Annotated in this window: 20 protein-coding genes and 1 pseudogene; 5 read left to right on the forward strand and 16 right to left on the reverse strand. The window is 74.7% G+C overall.

Annotated features, from left to right (window positions below; genetic code table 11):
* The first annotated feature begins 10 nt into the window (after positions 1 to 10).
* The gene (gene ppc / locus CLV92_RS12020) at positions 11 to 2842 is read left to right on the forward strand and encodes a phosphoenolpyruvate carboxylase (RefSeq protein WP_104433083.1); all 2832 of its coding nucleotides are present in this window, start codon (positions 11 to 13) and stop codon (positions 2840 to 2842) included.
* 163 nt (positions 2843 to 3005) lie between these two features.
* Positions 3006 to 3833, forward strand: coding sequence for an SRPBCC family protein (locus tag CLV92_RS12025; RefSeq protein ID WP_104433084.1), 828 nt, complete (start codon positions 3006 to 3008; stop codon positions 3831 to 3833).
* A gap of 107 nt (positions 3834 to 3940) precedes the next feature.
* Here the strand turns inward: CLV92_RS12025 and CLV92_RS12030 are convergent, their stop codons facing one another.
* From CLV92_RS12030 to CLV92_RS12050, 5 genes are all read right to left on the reverse strand, one after another.
* Entirely contained in the window at positions 3941 to 4795 is an 855-nt protein-coding gene (locus CLV92_RS12030; RefSeq protein WP_170112755.1) for an isoprenyl transferase, read from the reverse strand.
* 79 nt (positions 4796 to 4874) lie between these two features.
* Positions 4875 to 5606 (reverse strand): DNA repair protein RecO, encoded by a 732-nt coding sequence (recO, locus tag CLV92_RS12035; RefSeq protein ID WP_104433086.1) that lies wholly within the window; start codon positions 5604 to 5606, stop codon positions 4875 to 4877.
* Positions 5603 to 7168, reverse strand: coding sequence for a GGDEF domain-containing protein (locus tag CLV92_RS12040; RefSeq protein WP_146099507.1), 1566 nt, complete (start codon positions 7166 to 7168; stop codon positions 5603 to 5605). The genes recO and CLV92_RS12040 overlap by 4 nt, the downstream gene beginning before the upstream one ends.
* 144 nt (positions 7169 to 7312) lie before the next feature.
* On the reverse strand, positions 7313 to 9037 hold the full coding sequence (gene leuA / locus CLV92_RS12045; protein WP_104433088.1) for a 2-isopropylmalate synthase: 1725 nt from the start codon (positions 9035 to 9037) through the stop codon (positions 7313 to 7315).
* 358 nt (positions 9038 to 9395) lie between these two features.
* On the reverse strand, positions 9396 to 10343 hold the full coding sequence (locus tag CLV92_RS12050) for a DUF3995 domain-containing protein (protein WP_146099508.1): 948 nt from the start codon (positions 10341 to 10343) through the stop codon (positions 9396 to 9398).
* Between the two features lie 99 nt (positions 10344 to 10442).
* On the opposite strand from CLV92_RS12050, the gene CLV92_RS12055 reads away from it, so the two are divergent.
* Complete coding sequence (locus CLV92_RS12055; protein ID WP_158257220.1) at positions 10443 to 11003, forward strand: TetR/AcrR family transcriptional regulator; 561 nt, start codon at positions 10443 to 10445, stop codon at positions 11001 to 11003.
* An 18-nt stretch (positions 11004 to 11021) separates the two neighbouring features.
* On the opposite strand, the gene era is transcribed toward CLV92_RS12055, so the two are convergent.
* The 4 genes and pseudogenes from era to CLV92_RS12075 form a co-directional block, all read right to left on the reverse strand.
* Positions 11022 to 11972 carry a GTPase Era gene (era, locus tag CLV92_RS12060; RefSeq protein ID WP_104433090.1) on the reverse strand — a complete coding sequence of 317 codons (951 nt, stop codon included), beginning with the start codon at positions 11970 to 11972 and terminating at the stop codon, positions 11022 to 11024.
* 214 nt (positions 11973 to 12186) lie between these two features.
* A pseudogene (locus CLV92_RS12065) lies at positions 12187 to 13515 on the reverse strand (hemolysin family protein); the annotation flags it as partial.
* A gap of 40 nt (positions 13516 to 13555) precedes the next feature.
* The gene (ybeY, locus tag CLV92_RS12070) at positions 13556 to 14089 is read right to left on the reverse strand and encodes an rRNA maturation RNase YbeY (RefSeq protein WP_104433091.1); all 534 of its coding nucleotides are present in this window, start codon (positions 14087 to 14089) and stop codon (positions 13556 to 13558) included.
* Positions 14086 to 15201 carry a PhoH family protein gene (locus CLV92_RS12075; RefSeq protein WP_104433092.1) on the reverse strand — a complete coding sequence of 372 codons (1116 nt, stop codon included), beginning with the start codon at positions 15199 to 15201 and terminating at the stop codon, positions 14086 to 14088. The genes ybeY and CLV92_RS12075 overlap by 4 nt, the downstream gene beginning before the upstream one ends.
* 111 nt (positions 15202 to 15312) lie before the next feature.
* Between CLV92_RS12075 and CLV92_RS12080 the strand changes: the two genes are divergently transcribed.
* Positions 15313 to 16230, forward strand: a complete 918-nt coding sequence (locus tag CLV92_RS12080; RefSeq protein WP_211291082.1) for an aminotransferase class IV — start codon at positions 15313 to 15315, stop codon at positions 16228 to 16230.
* 47 nt (positions 16231 to 16277) lie between these two features.
* On the opposite strand, the gene pabB is transcribed toward CLV92_RS12080, so the two are convergent.
* Together pabB and CLV92_RS12090 are read right to left on the reverse strand one after the other, a co-directional pair.
* Positions 16278 to 18359 carry an aminodeoxychorismate synthase component I gene (pabB, locus tag CLV92_RS12085; RefSeq protein ID WP_104433093.1) on the reverse strand — a complete coding sequence of 694 codons (2082 nt, stop codon included), beginning with the start codon at positions 18357 to 18359 and terminating at the stop codon, positions 16278 to 16280.
* Positions 18360 to 18429: 70 nt separating this feature from the next.
* Complete coding sequence (locus tag CLV92_RS12090) at positions 18430 to 18777, reverse strand: VOC family protein (protein WP_104433094.1); 348 nt, start codon at positions 18775 to 18777, stop codon at positions 18430 to 18432.
* 138 nt (positions 18778 to 18915) lie between these two features.
* Between CLV92_RS12090 and CLV92_RS12095 the strand changes: the two genes are divergently transcribed.
* Positions 18916 to 19401 (forward strand): hypothetical protein, encoded by a 486-nt coding sequence (locus CLV92_RS12095; protein ID WP_104433095.1) that lies wholly within the window; start codon positions 18916 to 18918, stop codon positions 19399 to 19401.
* Positions 19402 to 19432: 31 nt separating this feature from the next.
* Here the strand turns inward: CLV92_RS12095 and CLV92_RS12100 are convergent, their stop codons facing one another.
* The 5 genes from CLV92_RS12100 to CLV92_RS12120 form a co-directional block, all read right to left on the reverse strand.
* Positions 19433 to 19969, reverse strand: coding sequence for a hypothetical protein (locus CLV92_RS12100; RefSeq protein WP_158257221.1), 537 nt, complete (start codon positions 19967 to 19969; stop codon positions 19433 to 19435).
* A gap of 527 nt (positions 19970 to 20496) precedes the next feature.
* A complete protein-coding gene (locus tag CLV92_RS12105; protein ID WP_245886752.1) occupies positions 20497 to 21732 on the reverse strand; it encodes an osmoprotectant NAGGN system M42 family peptidase in 1236 nt (411 codons plus the stop codon).
* A 132-nt stretch (positions 21733 to 21864) separates the two neighbouring features.
* Positions 21865 to 23643: an N-acetylglutaminylglutamine synthetase gene (gene ngg, locus CLV92_RS12110; protein WP_104433097.1), complete on the reverse strand. Its 1779-nt coding sequence runs from the start codon at positions 23641 to 23643 to the stop codon at positions 21865 to 21867.
* Between the two features lie 30 nt (positions 23644 to 23673).
* Complete coding sequence (locus tag CLV92_RS12115; RefSeq protein WP_104433098.1) at positions 23674 to 25458, reverse strand: N-acetylglutaminylglutamine amidotransferase; 1785 nt, start codon at positions 25456 to 25458, stop codon at positions 23674 to 23676.
* Between the two features lie 95 nt (positions 25459 to 25553).
* On the reverse strand, positions 25554 to 25907 hold the full coding sequence (locus tag CLV92_RS12120) for an HIT domain-containing protein (RefSeq protein WP_104433099.1): 354 nt from the start codon (positions 25905 to 25907) through the stop codon (positions 25554 to 25556).
* Positions 25908 to 26186: the final 279 nt, after the last annotated feature.

Consider the following 26186-nt stretch of genomic DNA (forward strand, 5'->3'; position numbering starts at 1 on the left):
GTGCGATCGCATGACCACGCCCACGCCCACCGGCACCCCCCTTCCCCCCCGGCAGGGCGGCACGCCGCACGACGTCCTCTCCCAGGCCGGCGTGCTCTCCGACGAGACCCACGCGGCCCTGCGCGCCTCGGTGCGCCGTCTCGGCGAGCTCCTCGGCGAGGCCCTCACCCGCCACGAGGGCGCCCACCTGCTCCAGCTCGTCGAGGACGTCCGCGGCCTCGCCCGCCGCCCCGACGGCGGCGAGGAGCTTGGCAGGCTGCTGTCCGAGGTGGACGACCAGACCGCGATCGTGCTGGCGCGGGCCTTCACCGTCTACTTCCAGCTCGCCAACATCTCCGAGCAGCTGCACCGCGGCCAGGAGCTGACGCTGCACCCGCGCGGCACCCTGACCGAGACCGTGGACCGCATCGGCGCGGCCATCGCGGCGGGCGAGCTGGACCCGCACCTGGCGCAGCAGGTCGTCGACCGCGTGCAGCTGCGGCCGGTCCTGACGGCCCACCCGACCGAGTCCAGCCGCCGCTCCGTGCTCGAGCTGCTGCTGCGCATCGCGGGGATCATCGAGAGCTCCGAGGACCCCCGGCAGCGCCCCGCCGACGCCGAGCGCGGGCAGCGCCGCCTCACCGAGCTCGTGGACCTGCTGTGGCAGACCGACGAGCTGCGCGTGGAGCGCCCGCAGCCCACCGACGAGGCCCGCTCGGCGCACTACTACCTCACGACGCTGGCCTCCGACGTGCTGCCGGACCTGCTGGAGGACCTCGAGCACGAGATCGCCCGCGCCGGCCTGGAGCTGCGCCCGGACGCCCGGCCCCTGCGCTTCGGCAGCTGGGTCGGCGGCGACCGCGACGGCAACCCGAACATCACCCCGCGGGTGACGCTGGAGGTGCTGCGCATGCAGCACGCGGCGGCCCTGGGGGTGCTGGAGGGGGCGGTCGACGACCTCATCCAGCAGCTCGCCCCGTCCGTGAAGATCGTGGACGTCAGCGAGGAGCTGCGCGAGAGCCTGGAGCGCGACCGGGAGCTGCTGCCCTCCGTCTACGCCGCCCGGGTGCGGCTCAACGCCCAGGAGCCGTACCGGCTGAAGCTGTCGTACGTGCGGGCGCGCCTCGGCGCCACCCGGGCCCGGCTGGCGTCCGGCTCGACGCACGTCCCGGGCCGCGACTACGCCGGCGTGGCGCAGCTGCTGGCGGAACTGGAGCTCGTGCAGGCGTCCCTGCGCGCCCACGACGGCGACCTGATCGCCGAGGGCCCGGTGGCGCGCGTGATCCGCACCGCCCGCGCCATCGGCCTCAGCCTGGCGACGCTGGACATCCGCGAGCACGCCGGGCGCCACCACGCCGCCCTCGCCGCGGCCTACGACCGCCTCGGCGAGCTGGACCGTCCCTACGCCGAGCTCGACCGCCCCGCCCGCCTCCAGCTGCTGTCGCGGGAGCTGTCCGGCAACCGGCCCCTCGTCGGCGCCGCCGCGCAGTGGCTGACGGGCACCGCGGCGGAGGTGTGGGAGCTCTTCTCCACCGTCCGGCACGTCCTCGACGTCTACGGCCCCGAGGCGGTGGAGAGCTACATCGTCTCCATGACCCAGGGCATCGACGACCTCCTCGCGGTCGTGGTGCTGGCGCGGGAGGTGGGGCTGGTCGACTTCGCCCCCGACCCCGCGCAGGACACCGCCTCGATCGGGTTCGTGCCGCTGTTCGAGACGGTCGCGGAGCTGGAGGCTGCGGAGTCGCTGCTGGAGGGGCTGCTGCGCGACCCCTCCTACCGCCGGGTGGTGGCCGCCCGCGGGAACGTGCAGGAGATCATGCTGGGGTACTCCGACTCCAGCAAGGACGCCGGCATCGCCGCCTCCCGCTGGCAGATCCACCGCGCCCAGCGCGCCCTGCGCGACGTCGCCCGCCGCCACGGCATCGTGCTGCGCCTCTTCCACGGCCGCGGCGGCTCCGTCGGGCGCGGCGGCGGCCCTACCGGCGAGGCGATCCTCGCCCAGCCGTACGGCAGCCTCGACGGGCCCATCAAGGTCACGGAGCAGGGCGAGGTCATCTCCGACAAGTACGTGCTGCCGCGGCTGGCCCGGCACAACCTGGAGGTGGCGCTGTCGGCGGTGCTGGAGGCCTCCACCCTGCACCGGCGCCAGCAGCTGCCCCGGGACGTCCTCGACGGCTGGGACCGCACGATGGACCTGGTCGCCGCCCGCGGGCAGGAGGCCTACCGGGCCCTCGTCGGCAGCGAGGACCTCATGCCGTTCTTCCTCTCGGCCACCCCGGTGGAGGAGCTGGGCCACCTCAACATCGGTTCCCGGCCGTCGCGCCGCCCCGGCGGCAGCGGCGGGCTGGGCGACCTGCGCGCCATCCCGTGGGTGTTCGGCTGGACGCAGAGCCGCATCAACGTCCCCGGCTGGTTCGGGGTGGGCAGCGGGCTCGCCGCCGCCCGCGAGGCCGGGGAGAGCGAGACCCTGGCGCGGATGTTCGCCGAGTGGCGCTTCTTCCGCAGCTTCATCTCCAACGTGCAGATGACGCTGGCGAAGACGGACCTGACGATCGCCGCCCGCTACGTCGACGCCCTCGTCGACCCGGCCGCGCGCGGCGTCTTCGACGTCATCCGCGCCGAGCACGAGCGCACGGTGACCGAGGTCCTGCACATCACGGGGCAGTCGGAACTGCTGGAGTCCGCCCCGCTGCTGCGCCGCACGCTGGAACTGCGCGACGCCTACCTCGCGCCGCTGCACGCGCTGCAGGTGTCGCTGCTGGCCCGGGCGCGCGCGGCCGGCGACTCCCCCGAGCCGGACCTGCGCCGGGCGCTGCTGCTCACCATCAACGGCATCGCGGCGGGCATGCGCAACACCGGCTGACCGCCCCCGAGCGCCGCGACGGGCCGTTCCCCCCTGTGGGGGAACGGCCCGTCGCCGTCCGGAATCTCGACGCGCGGGATCAATCGGTCGTGCCCATACTCGATCGAGGAAGCGGCGAGGTCGTAGCCCGGCCTCGTCACCGCACTCGAACGAGGGAGAGGCCATGACGAGGGTCGAGAAGTCCATCCTGGTGAACGTTCCCGTGAGCGTCGCATACAACCAGTGGACGCAGTTCGAGGAGTTCCCCAACTTCATGGGGGGCGTCCAGAGCGTCACCCAGCTCACCGAGGACCGGCTGCAGTGGGTCGCCGAGATCGGCGGCGTGAAGCGGCAGTGGGAGGCGCGCATCCTCGAGCAGGTCCCGGACCGCAAGGTCGCCTGGGCCGCCACCGAGGGCGCCACGAACGCCGGCGAGGTGTCCTTCCAGGACATGGGCGCCGGGCAGACCTCCGTGCGCCTCGTGCTGGAGTACGAGCCCGAGGGCCTCATCGAGAAGGTCGGCGACAAGCTGAACTTCATCGAGCGCCAGGTCACCTCCGACCTGGAGAAGTTCAAGTTCTTCATCGAGTCCGAGGGCTACGCCACCGGCGCCTGGCGCGGCTCGGTCAACGAGGGCGCGCAGGCCGGCGCCCCGACCGTCGAGCACGCCGCCGCCTCCCGCGGTGACTCCGGCAAGGCCGGGATCTCCGGCAAGGCCGTCGCCGCCGGTCTCGGTGTGGCCGCCGCCGTCGCCGCCGCCGCGACCAGCGCGTCGAAGCGCTCCGACGAGTCCCAGACCGAGACCACGGCGGAGACCACGACCTTCCGCGAGGTGGGCCGGACCGCTCCCGCGGCGACGACCACCACCGCCAGCACCACGGAGACCACGGTGGAGCCCGCTCCCCTGGCCGACGCCCCCACGGCGAGCATGGACGACGTGCCCGCGGTGGACCTGACCGGCGTCGAGGACCGCGCCTCCACCGGTCCCCGCAAGGACGACCGCACCATCTGAGCGGTCCCCTGAACGATGGATCCCGGAGGCGGGGTCCGGCTCACCGGCCGGGCCCCGCCTCCGGGCGTTCGTGCAGGGGTGCGTGCGGGGGCTCGTGCGGGCAGGCGCTAGGCGCGGGGCCCGGATCCCGCCTCGTCCGCACCGGCCTCGTCCTCGACGTCCTGCCCGGCCTCGTCGCCCGCCGGGGCGGGCGTGTCCATCGCCCCGCCGTAGCGTCGGTCGCGCTGTGCGTAGACGGTGATGGCGTCCCACAGCGCGCGGCGGTCCACGTCCGGCCAGAGGATGTCGGAGAACACCAGCTCGGCGTAGGCCGACTGCCACAGCAGGAAGTTCGACGTCCGCTGCTCCCCGGAGGAGCGCCAGAACATGTCCACGTCCGGCATGTCGGGCTCGTCCAGGTACCTGGCGATGGTGCGCTCGTCGATGCGCGAGGGGTCGAGCCGTCCCGCAGCGGCCTCCGCCGCGATCGCCCGGGTCGCGTCGACCAGTTCCGCCCGGCCGCCGTAGTTCACGCACATCGTCAACGTGATCACGTCGTTGTCGCGGGTCAGCTCCTCCGCGGCCTCCAGCTCGGAGATCACGCTGCGCCACAGGCGGGGACGGCGGCCGGCCCACCTCATCCGCACCCCCCACGAGTGCATGAGGTCGCGGCGGCGGCGGATCACGTCGCGGTTGAAGCCCATGAGGAAGCGGACCTCCTCCGGGCTGCGGCGCCAGTTCTCCGTGGAGAACGCGTACGCCGAGACGTGCTTCACGCCGACCTCGATGCAGCCCGCCACCACGTCGATGAGGGACGCCTCGCCCTGCTTGTGGCCCTCGTTGCGCGGCAGGCCCCGGGCGTTGGCCCAGCGGCCGTTGCCGTCCATGACGACGCCGACGTGGTTCGGGACCAGCTCCGGCGGCAGCTGCGGCGGGCGGGCACCGGAGGGGTGCGGCGGCGGGGGCTGCACCTCCCGGCGCACGGCCTGGGGGGCGCGGCGCCGGCCGAAGAGGGTGCGTCCACCGCGCTGCTCGGGAGCGTTCTGCGTCACGGGGACAGCCTCACACGCGCTCCACGTGCCGCAGCGACCGGATGCCCCGCTCCAGGTGCCACTGCAGGTAGGCCGCCACCAGGCCGCTGCCCTCCCGCCGGCAGCGCGGGTCGCTGGTGTCCGCGGCTCCCCAGTCCCCCGACAGCAGCGCCGCGAGCAGCTGCATCGTCTGCGGGTCCGGCGCCGCCGAACCCGGCGGGCGGCAGGACGGGCACACTGCCCCGCCGTGGGCGACCGCGAACGCCCGGTGCGGGCCGGCCGCCCCGCACCGGGCGCAGTCGACGAAGCTCGCCGCGTACCCGGCCACGGCCAGGGAGCGCAGCAGGAACGCGTCGAGCACCAGCGCGGGGTCGTGCCCGCCCGCGGCGAGCGTGCGCAGCGCCCCCACCAGCAGCAGGTACTGCTGGGTGGCCGCCTCGCCCTCCGCCTCGGTGAAGCGCTCCGCGGTCTCCAGCATGGCGCTGCCCGCGGTGTAGAGGCCGTAGTCGGCCACCAGCACCTGTCCGTACGGGGCGAGCACCTCCACCTGCGTGACGATGTCCAGGTTGCGCCCGCGGTGCAGCTGGGCGTCGACCACCGTGAACGGCTCCACGCGCGCACCGAAGCGGGAGGAGGTGCGGCGCACGCCCTTCGCCACCGCCCGCACCCGCCCGTGGTGCCGCGTCAGCAGCGTGATGATGCGGTCGGCCTCGCCCAGCTTCTGCGCGCGCAGCACGACGGCCTCGTCGCGGTAGTAGCTCACGGCGCCCCCTCGGCCGCGGGAGCGCCGGCCACCCGGTCGCGGCCGCCCCGCTTCGCCGCCGCGCAGGCCGCGTCCGCCTGGGACAGGGCCTCCGCTGCCGGCGCCCTGCGGGCCACCCCGAGGGAGACCGTCACGCGCAGGCCCGGAGCCAGCGCCTCCCAGTCCTCCGCCCGAACCCCCGCCAGGACCCGCTCGGCGACGGAGCGCGCGTCGGCGTCCTCCCCGGCCAGCAGCAGCACGAACTCGTCCCCGCCGTAGCGGATCACGACGTCCTCGTCCCGGCAGCGCGAGCGCAGCACCTCGGCGACGCGGCGCAGCACCGCGTCGCCGACCTCGTGGGAGAAGTCGTCGTTGACGAACTTGAAGGAGTCGACGTCGACGAAGATCGCGCCGAAGAGGCGGTCGGCCCGCTCCAGCACCTGCTGCAGCAGCCGCCGGTTGCCCAGCCGCGTCAGCGGGTCTTCCAGCGCCGCCCGCCCCATCCGGTCCGTCTGCTCGGCCATCTCGCGCACGCGCATGCGGTCCTGCAGGGCCTCGAAGCGCCCCTCCCGGTCGGCCCAGAGCCGGCTCAGCGAGGACCGGACCAGGGCGGACAGCGGGGCCGCCACCGGGTGGTCGCCGTGCTCCTCGACCGCGACCCGCGCGATGGCCGACAGCGCCGCGGAGGCCCACACGTCGACGTGGCTGCGCCGGATCGTGCGGGTGACCTCCTCCAGGAGCGCGCGGGCCTCGGTGTGCAGTCCGCGCTCGCTCAGCGCCAGGGCCAGGCCGATGCGCGCGATGTGCGTCTCCGCCAGGACCTCCCGCTGGCGGAAGCCGGCCATCGCCTGCCGCAGCCGCGCCTCCGCCAGACCCCCCGCACCGGTGCGCTGCAGGACGAAGCCCTCGATGGCCTCCCCCCGGGCCAGCATCTCCGGGTAGCCGACCTCCCACGCCAGCTGCTGCATCCACAGCGCCCGCGCGTGCGCCTCCCCGTAGTGCTCCCGGGCGTCGCCGGGACGACCCACCAGCTCCAGCATCGCCCCCCAGGAGGCGCGCAGCACCGCGGCCTCCTGGACGACGGTCAGCTGCAGCCGGCGGCTGTAGCGGGTGACGGACGAGATCGACACGAGCAGCTCGTCGGCGGGCTCGAAGAGCACCAGGGCGCGCAGCGCCAGCGCCACCGACATCGTCGCCGCGAGGCGGTTGTAGCCACCGCCCTTGGCGGCGGCGACGAGCATCCGCCCCTCCGCGAGGTGGTCCATCGCCAGGGTGGTCATGCCCAGGTCCACCCGCGCCTCGGCCAGCAGGGCCAGCGCCTTCGCCCGCCACAGCGGGTCGCCGCTGCTCTCCAGCCGCCGCAGCAGGTGCCCGGCCTCCACGCTCGCCTCGGAGTGGCGACCCAGCTGGTGCAGGGCCACGCCGCAGATGAACTGCAGGAAGCGGGCCGTGCGCTCGTCCCCCGCCGCCTCGCAGAAGGCCAGCCCCTCACGGGCGGCCTGCACGGCCGACTCGCTGAAGCCGTCGAGGTAGAAGCCGTGCGCGCGCTCGGCCAGGACGTCGAAGGGACCGAAGGAGCTCACCGGTTCCAGCGCACCGGGTGCGTCGGCCAAGGCGCTCCGCCCCCTCTCCTCCGGCCGGGCCCGCGGCCGGTCGATGCCTGCGATCGTAACCGCCGACCCCGACACCCCGGCCCGTCGTACGGACCGGGGTGTCGGGTGGGCGCGTCAGCGCAGGGCGCGGTTGACGGCCGAGACGATCGCCTTCAGGGAGGCTGTGGTGATGTTCGGGTCGATACCCACGCCCCATAGCACCCGGCCCTCGACCGCGCACTCCACGTACGCCGCCGCACGGGCGTCGCCACCGGCGCTCATGGCGTGCTCGGCGTAGTCGAGGACTCGCACGTCCACGCCGTGCTCGCCCAGCGCCGCGCAGAACGCCGCGATGGGGCCGTTGCCGCGCGCCTGCAGCGTCACCGGTGCGCCGGCGTCGAGGAGGTCCACCTCCAGCGAGTCGCCGCCCTCACCGCTGCTGGTGCGGATGCCGGCCAGCGCCAGCCGCCCCCAGGACGTGCCGGCACCGTCGGTGGGCAGGTACTCGTCGCAGAAGGCCTCGTGGATCTGCCCCGGGCTGACCTCGCCACCACCGGCGTCGGTGCGCTCCTGCACGACCCGGCTGAACTCGATCTGCAGCCGACGCGGCAGGTCCAGCTGGTACTCCGACTTCATCAGGTACGCCACGCCGCCCTTGCCGGACTGGCTGTTCACCCGGATCACGGCCTCGTAGCTGCGGCCGACGTCCTTCGGGTCGATGGGCAGGTACGGCACCGCCCACTCGTGTTCGTCGACGTGGTGGCCCGCGGCCGCCGCGTCGCGCTCCATCGCCTCGAAGCCCTTCTTGATGGCGTCCTGGTGGGAGCCGGAGAAGGCCGTGTAGACGAGGTCCCCGCCGTAGGGGTGGCGCTCCGGGACGGCGAGCTGGTTGCAGTGCTCCACCGTGCGGCGGATCTCGTCGATGTCCGAGAAGTCGATCTGCGGGTCGATGCCCTGGCTGAACAGGTTCAGTCCCAGGGTGACCAGGCAGACGTTGCCGGTCCGCTCCCCGTTTCCGAACAGGCAGCCCTCGATGCGGTCGGCGCCCGCCATGTAGCCGAGCTCCGCGGCGGCCACGGCCGTGCCGCGGTCGTTGTGCGGGTGCAGCGACAGCAGCACGTCCTGCCGGTGCGCCAGGTTCCGCGACATCCACTCGATGGAGTCCGCGTACACGTTCGGGGTGGCCATCTCCACCGTCGCCGGCAGGTTGACGATGACCTTGCGGTCCGGGGCCGGCTCGAAGACGCCGAGGACCTCGTTGGAGATCCGCGCCGCGAACTCCAGCTCCGTGCCCGTGTAGGACTCCGGGGAGTACTCGTAGTAGATCGCGGTCCCCGGCACGGACTCCTCGAACTTCCGGCACAGCCGCGCCCCCTGCAGCGCGATGTCCACGATGCCGTCCTCGTCGGCGCCGAAGACCACCCGCCGCTGCAGCACCGAGGTCGAGTTGTACAGGTGGACGATCGCCTGCTTCGCCCCTCGCAGCGACTCGTACGTGCGCTCGATGAGGTGCTCCCGCGCCTGGGTCAGCACCTGGATCGTCACGTCGTCGGGGATCAGGTCCTGCTCGATCAGCAGGCGGACGAAGTCGAAGTCGGTCTGGCTGGCCGAGGGGAAGCCGACCTCGATCTCCTTGTAGCCCATGCGCACGAGCAGCTGGAACATCCGCAGCTTGCGCTCGGCGTTCATGGGGTCGATCAGCGCCTGGTTGCCGTCGCGCAGGTCCACCGCGCACCAGCGCGGCGCCTCCACGATGCGCTTGTCCGGCCAGGTGCGGTCGGGCAGATCGACCCTGATCTGCTCGTGGAACGGCCGGTAGCGGTGGACCGGCATCGGCGAGGACTGCTGGGTGTTGCGCACTTCGACTCCTCCTGGGACCACCCGCCCGGTCAGGGTGGGCGCTGGTGCGGGCACGGCCGGCGCACGTCGAGGTCCCGCGACGGGGAGACCGACCTAGCTGGCCCCGCCGCGGCAGCGAAGGAGGAGGAGCGCCCGGCCGACCACACCGCCACAGTACGCGGGGCTGTCGCGGGCGTCCACGTGGGGGTGGGCCGGGTCACACCGCCCCGGCCGGGCGCGGAGCCACCCCTCACCACCCCGGAAAAGACCCTTTCCGGGGTGGTGAGGGCGCCTCCAGCCCCGGAAAGGGTCCTTTCCGGGGAGCGAGGTTCCGGGGCCCGGGGCCCGGGGAGTGAGGTTCCGGGGCGCCGCGGCGGGGTCAGTGCGGACGGCGCGCGCCGCGGGCCACGGCGGCGAAGGTGCCGGCGGCGATCGCCAGGCAGAGCGGGGAGTACAGCGCCACGTCCAGGCGCCGGTAGGGCGAGTCCAGGCCGCGGGCCAGGGAGTCGACCGGTCCGGCCGCACCGCGCGCCGCGAACGCTGCGGCCACCAGCCGGCCCGCGAGCCGCGCCGGGCGCCCGCCCCGGCCGCTCGCCGCCGAGGCCACGGCGCCGGCCGCCGCCGTCAGCCCCGCGGCGACCGTCCAGCACGCGGCGGCGGAGGGCGGGGGCACGTCCGCGCCGATGACGCGGTCGGCCCAGCTGCGGTCGTCGGTGCCGGGCCAGCGCCAGCCGAGGGCCCAGCCGGCGTGCACGCCCGCCAGCGCGAGGAGCACCGCGGGCGCCCCGACGGCGCCCGCACGCCCGAGCCCCTCGCCGTGGCCGTCCACGCCGCCGCCGAGGAGCAGCTCGGCGCCGGTGAGCGCGCGCAGCCAGGCGGGGGCCCGACGCGGACGGGCCACCGAACCGGTCGCCGCGCGCTCGGCGTTGTCGAGCAGGTCCTCCACGACGGCGTGGTGGACGACGCGCACCAGCGGCGCGATGGGGCGCAGACGGGGCGCCACCTCCACGGCCATGGGGACGCTGACGGTGCTCGGGCCCCCGGGCGGACCGTCCACGGCGACGGAGAAGGTGCCGTGCAGGCCGTTGCCGGGCTCGGAGGCGAAGTCGAGGCGACGCCCCGGCTCGTAGCCCGTGACGGAGTACGTGAGACCGCCGTGGGAGCCGCGGCTGCCGGGGCGCAGGGGCCGCTGGAGGCTCATGATCGCCTTCGGCCACTGCCGCACGGGCCAGAGCCGGTCCCCCGGGGCGCCGAGGCCGTCGAGGAGGGGGGCGAGCCGCTCCGGCGGAGCGTCCACGACCCGGCTGTTCAGCACGTCGATCCTCACGGTGGCCTCCTGGCCTCGAAGTGGCGAGGACCCAGACCATACAGAGGTGTACGGGCTCCGTACATGTGTGTTGGGTCACCGTGCAGTACCGTCGGGTGCGTGGTCCGCACCCCGCCCCGCCCCACCCTGACGCCTCGGGACTGGATCGACGCCGCACTCGCGGCCATGGCCGCGGCCGGGCCCGACGCCGTGGCCGTCGACCGCCTGGCCAAGCAGCTGGGCGCCTCCCGCGGCAGCTTCTACTGGCACTTCACCGACCGCGCCGACCTGCTGCGGGCCGCGCTGGAGCAGTGGGAGCGGCGCGACACCGAGGACGTCATCGCGCACCTGCGGGACCTGCCCGACGCCCGCGCACGGCTGGCGCTCCTGCTGGAGCACACGCTCACCGCCGCCGTGGACCCGCTCGAGGTCGCGCTCGTGGCCGCCGCACAGCACCCCGTGGTCGCACCCGTGCTGCGCCGGGTCGTCATCCGGCGGCTGGACGCCCTGCAGCGGATCTTCAGTGACCTCGGACTCGGACCCGAGGAGGCGCGGGAACGCAGCTGGACCGCGTACACGTCCTACGTCGGGCACCACCAGCTGCTGCGCGGAGGACTCGCCGAACCCCCGCCGGGCCTGGACCGGATGCTCGCGCTGCTGCTGTCCCCACCGCTGGGGTGAGCCGCCGGGGCCGGCCGCTCAGAACCCCAGGCGGGACAGCTGCTTCGGGTCGCGCTGCCAGTCCGGGGCGACCTTCACCCGCAGGTCCAGGTGGACGCGGTTGCCCAGCAGCGCCTCGATCGCCTGCCGCGAGCGGATGCCGACGTCCTTCAGGCGGGCGCCGCCGCGGCCGATGACGATGCCCTTCTGGCTCTCGCGCTCCACGTAGAGGAAGACCCGCACGTCCAGCATCGCGTCTTCGGGCCGCTGCCCGGGCAGTGGCTCGCGGGCCTCCACGTCCTCCACGACCACGGCGAGGGAGTGCGGCAGCTCGTCGCGCACGCCCTCCAGCGCCGCCTCGCGCACCAGTTCGGCGATCATCACGCGCTCGGGCTCGTCGGTCAGCTCGCCCTCGGGGTACAGCCGCGGCCCCGCCGGCAGGTGGGAGGCCAGCACGTCGGCGACCACGTCGACCTGCTCCCCCGTCACCGCGGAGGCGGGCACCACGTCGGCGAAGCCGCCGAGCACCTCCTCGCCGAGGCGGGCGACCGCCAGGAGCTGCTCGGCGACGGCCTGGCGCGACACCTTGTCCGTCTTGGTGACCAGCGCGACCTTCGCCGAGCGCGGCGCCCTGGCCAGCACGTCGGCGATGAAGCGGTCGCCGGGGCCGATGCGCTCGTCGGCGGGGATGCACAGGCCGACGACGTCCACCTCGGACAGCGTCTCCATGACCAGGTCGTTGAGTCGCTGTCCCAGCAGCGTGCGGGGGCGGTGCACGCCGGGGGTGTCGACCAGCACGAGCTGGGCGTCGGGGCGGTGCACGATCCCGCGGATGGTGTGCCGGGTGGTCTGCGGGCGGCTCGACGTGATCGCCACCTTCTGCCCCACCAGCGCGTTCGTCAGGGTGGACTTGCCGGCGTTGGGCCGGCCCACCAGGCAGGCGAAGCCCGACCGGTGCTCCCCGGCCGCGTCCGGTCGCTGCTCAGCCACGGTGCACCTCCTCCTGGTCCCCGGCCTCCGCCGGGTTCGTGACCTTCTCGGACTTCCTGATCTTGTCGGGGTTGCGCGGCTTGTCGGGGTTGCGCGGCTTGTCCGGGTTGCGGGCCTTCTCCGGGTTGCGGGGCTTGTCCGCCTTCCGGGGCTTCTCCGGGTTGCGCGGGCGCTCCGGGTTCTGGGCCCGGCGCGACCCGCGCCGGGTGGGCTCCCCACCGGCCGGTTCCCGGTCCTCGCCGTGCTCCGCCGCCGCGGCGCCGTCCTGCTCGACGTCGGCCTGCTCGGGTGGCGCGTCGGGGCCGTCCGCGTCCGGGGAGCGGTGCACGAGGATCGTCTGCACCTGGTTGCGCCGGCCGCCGCGACGCTCTGCGACGAGCTCCAGCTCGCCCACCTGCGCCGTCGACCCCTGGATCGGCACCTCGCCGAGGGCCTTGGCGAGCAGGCCACCGACGGTGTCGACCTCCTCGTCCTCCAGCTCCAGGCCGAAGAGCTCGCCCAGCTCCTCCACGTTGAGCCGGGCGCTGACGCGGTAGCCGCCGTCCTCCAGCTCCTCCACCTCGGGGGCGTTGCGGTCGTACTCGTCGGCGATGTCGCCCACGATCTCCTCGAGCGCGTCCTCCATCGTCACCAGCCCCGCCGTGCCGCCGTACTCGTCGACGACGACCGCGACGTGGGTGGAGCCGCGCTGCATCTGCTTCATCAGGGTGTCCACGGGCAGGCTGTCCGGTACGAACACCGCCGGGCGCGCGACGTGCTCCGCGGGGGTGGCCGGGTCCGCCGGCGGGTTGCCGTGCAGGGCGCGCACGACGTCCTTGAGGTAGACGATCCCGAGGATGTCGTCCGTGCCGCCCTCCCCCACGACGGGCACGCGGGAGAAGCCGGAGCGCAGCAGCAGTGACAGGACGTCCTCCAGGCCGGTGTCCCGGCGCACCGCCACCAGGTCGGTGCGGGGCACCATGACCTCGCGGGCCAGGGTGTCGCCCAGCTCGAAGACCGAGTGGATCATCTCGCGCTCGTCGGCCTCGATGAGCCGGCTCTCGCCCGCGAGGTCCACCAGCTCGCGCAGCTCCGCCTCCGTGCCGAACGGGCCGTGCTGCATGGTGCCGCCCGGGGTGACCGCGCCGCCGATGCGGACCATCACGCCGGCCACGGGGGCCAGCCCGCGGCTGACCGGCCTGAGCAGCGGCGCGGTGAGCAGCGCCACCCGCTCCGAGTGCACCCGCCCCAGGGTGCGGGGGCCCACGCCGACGAGGATGAAGTCCAGGATCCCCATGCCGACCGCCGCCAGCAGCAGCACCAGCCACCAGGGCGAGGCGAGGCTGGCGACGACGACCGTGACGAGCACCGCAGCGCCGGTCTCGGCGACGACGCGCAGCAGCGTGGAGACCGTCAGGACCGTGGCCGGGGACTCCAGGACCTCCACGAGGGCCTGGGCCCCGCGCCGGCCGTCGGCGACGAGCTCGCGCGCGCGGCGGCGGGTCGTGGTGGCGACGGCGGCCTCCGCCGCGGAGAGCACCCCGGCGAGCAGGACGAGCAGCATCGCCAGCAGCAGCAGGGGGACGACGGGTGCGTCCACGCCCTCACCGCCCCCCGGAGCCGCCGCGATCGCCGGCCGCGTGCCCCTCGGTGGGCGTCGGATCGCCCGGGCGTCCCACGGTGGCCAGGAACGTCAGCACGAGGTGCCGCTGCAGGGCGAACATCTCCGCCTTCTCCTCCGGCTCGGCGTGGTCGTAGCCGAGCAGGTGGAGGATGCCGTGCGTCGCCAGCAGCAGGATCTCGTCGGCGGTGGCGTGCCCGGCGGCCGCGGCCTGGCGCGCCGCGACCTGCGGGCAGATCACCACGTCGCCGAGCAGGCCGGGGTCGGAGGTCTCGCCCTCCCGGCCCGGGCGCAGCTGGTCCATCGGGAAGGACATGACGTCGGTGGGGCCCGGCTCGTCCATCCACTGCACGTGGAGGCGCTCCATGGCGTCCTCGTCGATGAGCAGGACGGAGAGCTCCGCCTGCGGGTGCACGCGCATGGCGTCGAGGACGTGGCGCGCCAGGGCGGCAAGCTCGACCTGGTCGACGCCGCGCTCCTCGGCGAACCCGCTCTCGTCGGCGACCTCGATGCTCACCGGCTGCGGGTCCCGGTGCGGGGACCCTCGTGCGAGGAGCCGCCTCGGCCGCCCTGCGCCGGCCGGGACTCCTCCCAGCGGCTGTAGGCGTCGACGATGTCGCTGACGAGGCGGTGCCGGACGACGTCGCTGCTGGTGAGGACGTTGAAGCTGACGTCCTCCACGCCGTCGAGGATGCGCTGCACCACCCGCAGCCCCGACTCGGTGCCGCCGGGCAGGTCGACCTGCGTGACGTCACCGGTGACGACCATCTTCGAGCCGAAGCCCAGGCGGGTCAGGAACATCTTCATCTGCTCGGCGGAGGTGTTCTGCGCCTCGTCGAGGATGATGAACGCGTCGTTGAGGGTGCGCCCGCGCATGTACGCCAGCGGCGCGACCTCGATCGTGCCCGCCGCCATCAACCGCGGGATCGACTCCGGGTCGACCATGTCGTGCAGGGCGTCGTAGAGCGGCCGCAGGTACGGGTCGATCTTGTCGGTGAGCGTGCCCGGCAGGAAGCCGAGCCTCTCGCCGGCCTCCACCGCGGGGCGCGTCAGCACGATGCGGTTGACCTTCTTCGACTGCAGCGCCTGCACGGCCTTGGCCATCGCGAGGTACGTCTTGCCGGTGCCGGCCGGGCCGATGCCGAAGACGATGGTGTGCGCGTCGATCGCCTCGACGTAGTGCTTCTGGTTGACCGTCTTGGGGCGGATCGTCCGGCCGCGGCTGGACAGGATGTTGAGGGTCAGGACCTCGGCGGGGCGGTCGTTGCCCACACCGGAGGCCTGCGCGCGCAGCATCCCGACCGCGCGCTCCACCGCGTCCGGCGACAGGGCGCTGCCGGAGGCGAGCACGGCCGTCATCTCGTCGAGCAGCCGCTCGACGAGGGCGATCTCCGCCGAGGCGCCGACCAGGTTGATCTCGTTGCCGCGCACGTGCACGTCCACCCGCGGGAAGGAGTGCTCCAGGACGCGCAGCAGCTCGTCGCGGGCGCCCAGGAGCGCCAGCATGCTGACCTCCGGCGGCACCACGATGGTGTGGCGGGCGGGCGTGGGGTGGACGGTCCCGGCGGCGGCGTCCGCGCCGAGGCGCGCGCCGGGGTCGGGACTGGTGTTCTGCTCTTGACTGGCCATGGTCGCCCGGGTGGGGCCTTCGCCTCCGTCGACGCCGCTGCTGGGACCCTCCGATGGTACCGAGGGCCTCCCACATCGGCTCGCGCGCGGGCGGTGGGGGACAGTGTCGGGGTGACGACCCCACCCGTCGAGAGCCCCGGGGCGCTGCCGCGCCCCACCGTCGCGATCCCGGCCGGCCGCGCCGCCGGCGTCCTCGGGCGGGGGCTCGTCGACCCCGCCGATCCGGTGCTGGCGGCCGAGGACCTCGGCCTCGGCCGTGGCGACGGCTGCTTCGAGACGCTGCGGGTGCTCGCCGGGGAGGACCCGGGCGAGCAGCGCCGGGTGCAGGGCTGGGACGCGCACCTGGACCGGCTGGAGCGCTCCTGCGCCGCCCTCGAGCTGCCCCGGCCCGACCGCGCGGCGTGGGCGGCGCTCGCCGCGGAGCTGGTGGCCTCGGCCGGCTCCGGCGAGTCCGCGCTGAAGCTCATGGTCACCCGGGGGCTGCCCGGCTCCGGTGTCCCCACCGGCGTGGCGACGCTCGCGCCCCTGCCGGCGAGCGCGCTGCGCCAGCGCGAGGCCGGGATCGCGGTGGTCTCCCTCTCCCGCGGCACGCCCGCCGACGCCCACGCGGACGCCCCCTGGCTGCTCGGGGGCGTGAAGACCCTCTCCTACGCGGTGCACACCGCGGCCGTGCGGGAGGCGGAGCGGCGCGGGGCGGACGACGCACTGCTCGTCTCCACCGACGGCTTCGCCCTGGAGGGACCGACCTCGTCGCTGCTGTGGTGGGCGGACGGTGCGCTGCGCACCACCCCGGCGGGACCCACCGGCATCCTCACCGGCACCACGCAGGAGGCGCTGTTCGCCGCGGCGGCCGACGAGGGCGTGCGCGTGGAGGCGGCGCTGGTGCCGGTGGTGGACCTGACGGCCGCGGACGCCGCCTGGTTCGCCTCCAGCGTGCGCGGCATCGTGGAGGTCATCTCCCTCGACGGGGTGCCGCTGCCCCGGCTGCCGGAGCTCACCGCGCGCTGGCGGCGGCTGGCCGGCTTCTGACCGGGCACCGCTGACCCCGCCGCGCCGGGTCCCGGTGCCCGCGGGGCTCACTCCCGCCGCTCGGCCCCCAGGACCGCCCGCAGCGGCGCGGCGGCCTTCAGCAGCATCTCGGCGAACTCCTCCTCCGGGTCGGAGTCGAGCACGATCGCCCCGCCCGCCCCCACCCGCCACGAGGCGCCGTCGCGGACCAGCGTGCGGATCACCACGTTGAGGTCGGCCGCGCCCGTGCAGGACAGGTAACCCAGCGCTCCCGAGTACGGCCCGCGCGCGCGGCCCTCCAGCGCGTCGATGATCTCCATCGTGCGCTCCTTGGGAGCCCCCGTCATCGACCCCGGCGGGAAGCTGGCGGCCACCGCGTCCAAGGCCGTGGCGCCGGGACGCAGCCGCCCGCGGACGGTGGAGACCAGCTGGTGGACGGTGGCGTAGGACTCCGTGGTCATCAGCCGCGGCACGGTGACGCTGCCCACCTCGCAGACGCGGCCCAGGTCGTTGCGCACCAGGTCGACGATCATGAGGCTCTCGGCGCGGGTCTTGGGTGCGGTGGCCAGCTCCGCACGCAGCCGCTCGTCCTCCTCCGGGTGCGCCGAGCGCGGCGCCGTGCCCTTGATCGGGGAGCTCTCCACCACGCCCGAGGCGTCGACGGTGAGGAAGCGCTCCGGGGAGGAGCAGGCGATCTCCACCTCGTCGCAGCGCAGGTAGGCGGAGTAGGGGGCGGGGTTGGTGCGGCGCAGCCGGCGGTAGACCCCCAGGCCGTCGCCGGGGCCGCCCTCCGCGGGGACGACGGCCTCGTCGGTGAGGCACACCTCGTAGCTCTCCCCCGCCAGCAGCGCCTCCCGGGCCGCGGCCACGTCGGCGAGGTATCCCGCCCGCTCGCGCCGCAGCCACGGCTCGCAGTCGACGTCCGGCAGCTCCAGGGGCGTCGGGGCGACGGCCTCGGGCAGGCCCTCCAGCACGGCGCAGGTGTCCGCCAGCCACCGCTGCGCCGCCGCGCGCGCGGGGGCCCCGGCCGCGCGCTCGACCAGCGCCACCGCCCAGGTGCGTCCCCCGGCGTGGTCGACGACCACCAGGCGGTCGGCGAACATCCACAGCGCATCGGGCGGACCCGCCCGCCGGGACGTGGGCGAGCCCAGCTCGGCGCGCAGCTCGTAGCCGAAGTAGCCGACGTAGCCGCCGACGAGGCCGAACGGCAGCTCCGCCGGCAGGTCGGCCGGATCCAGGCGGCGCCGGGCCAGGCGGCCGCCCAGGTGCCGGAGGAACCCGGCCCCCGGCTCCTCGCCGACCCGGTGGCGCAGGACCTCTGCGAGCGGGCCGTCCGGCGCCCCGAGGAAGGAGAAGCGCCCCCGGCCGCCGGCCGCGGAGGCGCTGTCGAGCCAGAACGCGCGCGCGGCACCGGCGTGCAGCCGGAGGAACGCCGCCTCGGTGTCGACCTCCCGCTCGAGCACCCGCGTCAGCACCTCCAGCACCGGCGGGTCCACCCGCACCGGGGGCGCCTGCACCCCGGACGCCCGGCCCGGTGCGCGCGCGGGAGCCGGGCGCACCGGCACGCCCGCCAGCTCCGCGAAGGCCCGCAGGAGGTCGCGGCCGTGGGCGGAGGCGACGGACTCCGGGTGGAACTGCACCCCCCACAGCGGCCGGTGCCGGTGCCGCAGGCCCATCACGACCCCGTCGGAGGCCCACGCCACCGCCTCCAGCGACTCCGGCAGCGGCTCCGGCACGCAGAGGGAGTGGTAGCGCACGGCCTCGAAGTCCTGCGGCAGCCCCGCGAACGGCCCGGCGCCGGTGTGCCGGATGCGGTCGACGAACCCGTGCCGCGCCGCCGGGGCCCGCACCACCGGGGCCCCCTCCCCCAGCGCGATGCCCTGGTGCCCCAGGCAGACGCCCAGCACGGGCACCTCCGCGGCGCGCAGCACCTCCGCGGAGACGCCGAAGTCGCGGGCCACGCCCGGGTGGCCCGGGCCCGGGGAGACGACGACGGCCGCGAAGCCCGCCAGGTCCCGCCGGTCGAACGCGGGGTCGTCGTTGCGCACGACGACCGGCTCGTCGCCGGTGACCTCCGCCAGCAACTGGAACAGGTTGTACGTGTACGAGTCGTGGTTGTCGACGAGGAGGATCCGCTGCTGCCCGCTCATGTCCTCCCCACTGTCGCAGCCGCCCGGCGCAGGTCCGGACGCGGTCGGGGGCGCCGCGCGGTGCGGGCGCTCAGGCCGGGCGCACGAGGCACCACTCGTTGCCCTCCGGGTCGAGCAGCACCTGGAACGAGCCGGCGGCGTCGGTGTGCACGCCGCCCGTGCGCCGCGCCCCGAGGGCCTCGGCCCGCTCCGCGGCAGCGGCGATGTCGTCCACCCGCACGTCGACGTGGAGGCGGTTCTTGACGGCCTTGGGCTCCGGCACCCGCTGGAAGGCCAGCCGGGTCCACCCCGGCGGGTCGACGTACCACCAGGCCCCGTCGCGACCGGTCGGCTCGCCGCCGAGGACGCCCGCCCAGAACACGGCCAGCGCCCGCGGGTCGGCGCAGTCCACCACGACCTCGTCCACGGCCCCGATCACGCCCCGACCCTAGGACACGCCTCTCGCGGATCCCCGCCAGCGGCCCGCCGCTCAGGTCCGGCCGCGGGCTGCCGATGGGCATCCCAGACCGCAGCAGCGGCAGAGCGATCGGCTCGGGCACCGGAGGAGGAACGCGCTGTGGAGGTTCCGTCCACGTCCGGCAACGGGTCCACCTCCGGGTCCGCCCTGGGTGCGGCGTCCTCCGCGTCGGGCCAGCAGCTCGCCGCGCAGGGCTCCGGGGTGCGGGTGGCCGGGGTCGGCCGTCCGGTGGGGGTCCGCGAGTCCAAGCGCGCCGGCACCGTCACCAAGACGATGTTCGACCACCTCACCCAGGCCGACCGCGAGCTCATCGAGTACGCCACCGGCGAGCACATCGAGCCGGGCTACGAGGACACCCCCGAGCAGCACGTCAGCCCCTTCGCGCGCCAGATCGCCACCGACCGCCAGAGCGCCGTCCGCCTCCCCCCGGGGCAGGCCGTCACCGCGGAGTACCTCCACGACGTCTCCCGCCAGTACGTCATGGCGAACATGGAGGAGTGGAACCCGTTCGCCGGCGAGCCGATGGAACGGGCGCTGGCCTACCTGCTGCTGAACACCGAGGGCCGCGTCGACGTCACCGTGTGACGTCGCCTGGCCGAGCGGTGCGGGCGGTCCGTCACAGGTAGCCGGTCGGGCGCCTGGCGTCGTCGTCGGCGGCGTCCCGCACATCGACGACCACGGCGGAGCGTGCCGCGCGGCGTGTGCGCCAGCGCACGACGAGCCACCCGAGGGCGGCCACCACGACGGGGGCGGTGATGCCTGCGGGGATCAGCCAGTCCCTGACGAAGCCCTTGGTGTCCTCCTCGCGGTTCGCCTCCACGACGATCGTCTTCCGGAAGGACTCCAGCTCGATCGGAGCGACGTCGGGCTCCGAGACGTAGAGGGTGAGGACGAGCTGGAGGTCCTCCCCGGCGCGCAGGGGCGTCACCGCCCACGACCACTCCACGGCTCCTTCCGACCCGACGCCACGCCTCCCCGTCGGCTCGCCCGTGCGCTCGACGTCGAAGTCCGCGCCGTCCAGGTCGGCCCTCACCTGACTGCACAGGCGCACTGCGCTGCTGTCGACCGGCCCGTCGCCGGGTAGGGCGTTGCCGGGGTCCACGCTGCTGGTGTCGGGAGCTGCGCGGACGACGATCTCGCGCGTCTCTCCCACGGTCATGGGAGACGGCAGGCGATGAGCGAGGGTGCCTCCGAAGCACCTCGCGCGGATCGCGTCGATGTCCTCGCGGCTGAGGCCGGGAGGACCACCCGTGCCGGTCGGGGCGATGCCCTCCCCCGGACCGGGCTCGCCCGGTGCAGGCTCGCCCGGTGCAGGCTCGCCCGGTGCAGGCTCGCCCGGTGCAGGCTCCGCCGGGTGGGGCGGTGCCGCCCCGTCACCGCCGACGCCCGCAGAGAGGGCCGAGAACAGGAGCACGGCCACGAGCGAGACGACGCCCGCCAGGACGCCTGCCCACCGCCGGCGACTGCGACGGTTGACGTCCGGTCGACCAGGGGGCGCAGGCTCGCGCCGCTGACCGTCACGCGATGGTTCCCCGGAGGTGTCCACGCGGCGCCCCTCGTCGATGGGAGCCCTGCTCGCCGTTGCGCTGCGCTACCAGGCTAGTCCGCACCCGTTGCCCAGCACAGTCCTTCCCCGCAGCCCGCGGACTCGGCACGCGGGCCGGGGCGGGCGGGCCCCGCTCACTCCTCCGCGCCGGCCTCCGCCCACACCGTGCGGTCCACCGGCTCCAGGTCCACCGGCTGCACGCTCGTGCTGGGGAAGTCGTCGAGGGTGCCGGAGGCGTGGCGGTCCCAGTCGTGGAACGTCAGGTCGCTCTGCAGGTACACCGACAGCAGCCGCGTCAGCGCCACCAGGCCGTCGACGTGGGTGCGCTCGTGGCCGTGGCTGGACTCCACCCCGAAGCCGAGCAGGGCGGCGCGCGCCTCCACCCCCGCCTCCAGGGCCGGGGCGACGTCGGAGCGGTAGTGCCGGTATACGTCGCGGCGCACCGGGATGGCGTGCTCGTCCGCGAGGGCGTGGATGCGGCGGGACAGGTGGTAGTCGAACGGCCCCGTCATGTCCATCATCCCGATGTTCGCGGTCTCCTCCCGCGACTGCTGCCCCGGCGCCACCACCGCGTTGTCGATGGCCACCATCTCCGCCAGGTGAGCGGACAGCCCGTGCGTCGCGCCGAAGCCGACCTCCTCGCCGATGGTGACGAGCAGCTGCGCGGTCACCTCCAGGCCCACACCGGCGTCCACGAGCGCCTTCAGCGTCGTCAGGCAGACGGCGAGGCCGGCCTTGTCGTCGAGGTGGCGGGACTTCACGTACCCGCCGCGGGTGATCTGCGGGTTGGCGTCGAGGGCCACGAAGTCGCCGACCTGGATGCCGAGCGCGGTGAGGTCCCGGGCGGTCTCCACCGGCTCGTCGATGCGGACCTCCACCTGGTCCCAGCCCACCCCCTGGGTGTCGACCTCGTCGCCGTAGGTGTGCCCGCTGCTCTTCAGCGGGAGGACCGTGCCGGTGAAGGTGCGCTCGAACTCGTCTGTGAAGACGGTGACGTGGGCGCCCTCGGAGAAGCGGGCGCTGTGGCTGCCCACGGGCACCACCTCCAGGCGCCCGTTGTCCTGCAGCCGCTTCACCATGCACCCGATGGTGTCCGCGTGGACCATCAGGGCCCGGCGCACCACCGGGGACCGGCCCCGCAGGGTGGCGCGCAGGATCCCCCGCCGGGTCAGGTCGAAGGGGATGCCCAGCTCGGCGATGCGCTCGCCGACGTACTGCATGACGGCGTCGGTGCGTCCCGACGGGCTGGGGGTCCGCAGCAGCTCCAGCAGGACCGTCTGCAGGTACTCCCGGTCCACCGGCACGTCGACAGGGCGCCCCTCCTCGACCTCGCCGGTCGCCGCCCCGCCCACCGTCCGCTGCTGCGCCACCGTGCCGCTCCTCCCCGTCGCCGGCACCCCGGCGTTCCGCCGACGACCGCTGCCCGCCGTTGCCCGTCACCTGATCGTCGCGCACCCGGGCACCCGGCGGCGCGCTGGGGTGGCACCGGCGTCGCCTCCCGCTCAGCGCACCGGCACGCCCCGCGTCTCGGGGAAGAGCAGGTCGACGAACCGCTGCGCCGTCGGCTGCGGCTCGTGGTTGGCCAGCCCGGGGCGCTCGTTGGCCTCGATGATCACGTGGTCCCCGCCGCGCAGGTCCGGCACGAGGAAGTCCAGCCCCGTCACCGGGATCCCCAGGGTTCGGCTCGCCGCCACGGCGGCCTCCGCGATGTCGGGGTGCAGGGTGTCGGTGACGTCCTCGATGGTGCCGCCGGTGTGCAGGTTCGCGGTGCGGCGCACCTGCAGCCGCTCCCCGCGCGGCAGGACGTCGACCAGGGCGTAGCCGGCCTCGCGGACCACCGCCTCCGTCGCGGCGTCCAGGGGGATGCTCGACTCCCCGCCCGTGGCGGCCTGCCGCCGCCTGCTCTGCTTCTCGATGAGGGCGCGGACGGTGTCCGCGCCCGTGCCCACGACGGCCGCGGGACGGCGCACCGCCGCGGCGACCACCTCGTGGTCGATGACGACGACGCGGAGGTCCTCACCCGCCACGAGCTCCTCCACCAGCACGTCGGGGCAGTGCCGCGCCGCCTCCGCCACCGCCGCGGCCAGGTCCTCCACGCCCACCCCGACGGTGATGCCCTTGCCCTGCTCGCCCCGGGCGGGCTTCACGACCACGGGCCCCGTCTCCTCCGCCAGCCGCCGCGCCTGCCGCAGCCCCTCGGGGTCCACCCCGGTCAGCTCCACGCCGCGGGGCACGCGCAGCCCCGCGCGCGCCAGGAAGCGGCGGGTGACGCGCTTGTCGTCGCAGCGGCTCATCGCCACCGCGCTCGTCAGCTCCGACAGCGACTCCCGGGTCAGCACCCGGCGCCCGGCGTAGGACAGGCGCAGCTCCCCCGACGGCGCGTCGGTGACCTGCACCCGGATCCCGCGGCGCAGCGCCTCGTCGGCGACGATGCGGGCGTAGGGGTTGAGCGCCTCCAGGCCCTCGGGGCTCGGCGCGTACAGCCGCTGGTTGATGGGGTTCTTCCGCTTGACCACGACCGTCGGCGTGGGCACGAAGCCGAGGCGCTGGTACAGGGCGATCGCCCCGGAGTTGTCGTGCAGCACCGACAGGTCCAGGTGCGCGCGCCCGCGCCCGATGTAGCGCTCGGCCAGCACCCGCACCAGCGCCTCGCCCACACCCGGCGGGGCGGCCTGCGGGTCGGCGGCCAGGCACCACAGGCTCGCGCCGTTGTCCGGGTCGTCGAAGGCGAGGACGTGGTCCACGCCCGTGACGGTGCCGACGATGGCGCGGGTGCGGGTGTCCTCCGCCACGAGGTACGTGAAGGTGCGCGTGCGGTGGTTGGCCCACATCACGTCCGCGTCGGAACGCACCATGCCGCAGGCGGCGTAGATGCGGTTGACCTCTTCCAGTTCCTCGCGCGAGCGCACCATCCGCACGAACACGTCGTGGTTGGGGTCGCGGGGCGGGCGGTACTGGCTCAGGTCCAGGCGGAACGTGTACGAGGGGTCCACGAACAGCTCGTGCGGCGCGAGGCCCACCAGGACCTGCGGGTCGCGCACGTAGATGGCGATGTCCCGCTCGCCGGTCTCCTCCGCGCGCAGCGCGTCCACGATGCAGCCCTGGTCGTCGAACGTCTGCCCGAACACCAGCCTGCCCCAGCCCATGTCCAGCACCACGTCGCGGCCCATGCCCCGCACGAGGTGCCGCGGGGGTCGCTCCCACGAGCGGATGGCGATCTCCCCCGACTCCTGGGGGCGGCGGCGCAGGCCCGCCACCGCCGCCCGGCGCCTCCTGGTCATCGTCCGTACCCGCTGCTCATCGCGACCGCCTCAGTCGATCCCGTGCTGCTGCAGCCACAGCTCGAGCAGGCCGAGCTGCCACAGCTTGTTCCCGCGCAGCGGCGTCAGCTCCGAGTTCGGGTCGCGCAGCAGCTGGGAGACGTACTCCGGCCGGAACAACCCGCGCCGGCGGGCGGCGTCGCTGGAGAGGGCGTCGCGAACCACGTCGAGCACCTTGCCCTGCAGGTGGGTGATCGCCGGGACGGGGAAGTAGCCCTTGGGGCGGTCGATGACCTCGGCGGGGATGACACGGCGCCCGACCCGCTTGAGGACGCCCTTGCCGCCCTCGGCGAGCTTCAGCTCCGGCGGCACCGCGGCGGCCAGCTCCACGAGGTCGTGGTCCAGGAACGGCACCCGCGCCTCCAGGCCCCAGCCCATCGTGGTGTTGTCCACCCGCTTCACGGGGTCGTCGACGAGCATCACCTGCGAGTCCAGGCGCAGCGCGGCGTCCACGGCCGTCTCCGCGCCGGGGCGGGCGAAGTGCTCCGCGACGAAACGGCGCGAGGGGTCCTCGGGGAGCATCCACTCCGGGGAGAGCACTTCGGCCATCTGCGCGTGGTCGCGGTCGAAGAAGGCGCGCGCGTACGCGTCCACCGCCTCCTCGCGGCCGATCCCGGCCAGCGGCGGGTACCAGTGGTAGCCGGCGAACACCTCGTCGGCGCCCTGGCCGGACTGCACGACGGAGATGCTGCGGGAGACGTGCTGCGACAGCAGGTCGAAGGCGACGACGTCGTGGCTGACCATCGGCTCGGCCATGATCTCGACCGCGTGCCCGAGCGCGCCGACGAGCTCGTCGGAGGTCACCCGGATGCGGTGGTGGTCGGTGCCGTAGCGCTCGGCGATGACGTCGGAGTAGGCGAACTCGTCGCCCTCGCGCCCGCCGACGGACTCGAACCCGATGCTGAACGTGGCCAGCCCGCTCTGCCCGGCCTCGGCGAGCAGGCCGACGATGAGGCTGGAGTCCAGCCCGCCCGACAGCAGCACCCCCACGGGCACGTCGGCCACGGTGCGCCGGCGGACCGCGGTGCGCAGGGACTCCAGGACGGCGTCCTCCCAGTCCCGGTCGGAGAAGCCCGCGAACTCCTCGCGTCGGGTGTGGGGCGGGTCCCAGTAGCGGTGCTCCCGGCTGGTGCCGTCCGCCTCGACCACCCGCATCGTCGCGGGCGGCAGCTTCCGCACGCCCCGCAGGATGGTCAGCGGGGCGGGCACCACGGCGTGCCAGGTCAGGTAGTGGTGCAGCGCGACCGGGTCGATGGTGGTGTCGGCACCGCCCGCGGCGAGGATCGCGGGCAGGCTGGAGGCGAAGCGCAGCCGGCCGGGGGTCTCCGCGAGGTACAGCGGCTTGATGCCGAGGCGGTCGCGGACCATGAGGACGCGGCCGGAATCGCGGTGGTGGATCACCACGGCGAACATGCCCACGAGGCGGTGGACGAAGTCCTCGCCCCAGCGGTGGTACGCCTTGAGGATCACCTCGGTGTCGCTGTGGCCGGCGAAGCGGTAGCCGTGCCCCAGGAGCTCCTCACGCAGCTCGCGGTAGTTGTAGATGCAGCCGTTGAAGACCGCCGTGAGCCCCAGTTCGAGGTCGTGCATCGGCTGGGCGCCGCACTCGGACAGGTCGATGATGGACAGCCGCCGGTGCCCGAGGGCGATGCGGCCCTGCGCCCAGGTCCCCTGCCCGTCGGGACCGCGCGGTGCGAGGACCTCGGACATCCGCTGCACCGCCGAGACGTCGGCCGCGCTCCCGTCGAAGGTGATCTCGCCGCACAGTCCGCACATGGGAAGTCATCCAACACGGGCCCGGAGCGGGATGCACCCCTGGGTGCCCGCCGCCCGGGCGGCGTCGCCCCGGCGAGCGCGGGGTGAACCGGCCGTCACAGGTCGGTGAACGCCAGGCCCTTGCCACCCAGGACGTGTGCGTGGACGTGGAAGACCGTCTGCCCGGCCGAGGCGCCGGTGTTGAAGACGAGCCGGAACTCGCCGCCGCACTCGGCGTCGGCGATCCGCTTCGCCACCGCCACCACGTGCGCCAGCGTCTGCGGGGCGGCCGCCGCCAGCGCCGGCACGTCCGGGTAGCGCTCCCGGGGCACGACCAGGACGTGGGTGTCGGCCTTGGGTGCGATGTCGCGGAAGGCGACGACGAGGTCGTCGCTGTGCACCACGTCGGCCGGGATCTCCCCGGCGATGATGCGCAGGAACAGGTCCTCCTCGCGGGCTGCGTCGCTCATGGCGCCACGCTACCCGCGCTCCCGCCACGGCGGTCCCCGGCGCCCCTGGGCGCGGGGCGGGCACCCGGCGTGCGATTGCATGTCAACCGTGAGCGGGTCTGGGACGTGGAACAGGTGTGAGAAGCACGAGAGCGCCCTGGGGCGCCGGGGCGGAGCCCGCGCGCGGCGTCACCGCGGGGGTCGCCGCCGTGGCTGAGCGCCGCCCCGCCGCGTGGTGGCGCCGCGGCGGCGACCCCGCCCCGGCCCGCCCCGCGGACGCCGCACCCCCGGCCGGACCGC

The organism is Kineococcus xinjiangensis (assembly GCF_002934625.1).
GTDB classification, from domain to species: domain Bacteria; phylum Actinomycetota; class Actinomycetes; order Actinomycetales; family Kineococcaceae; genus Kineococcus_A; species Kineococcus_A xinjiangensis.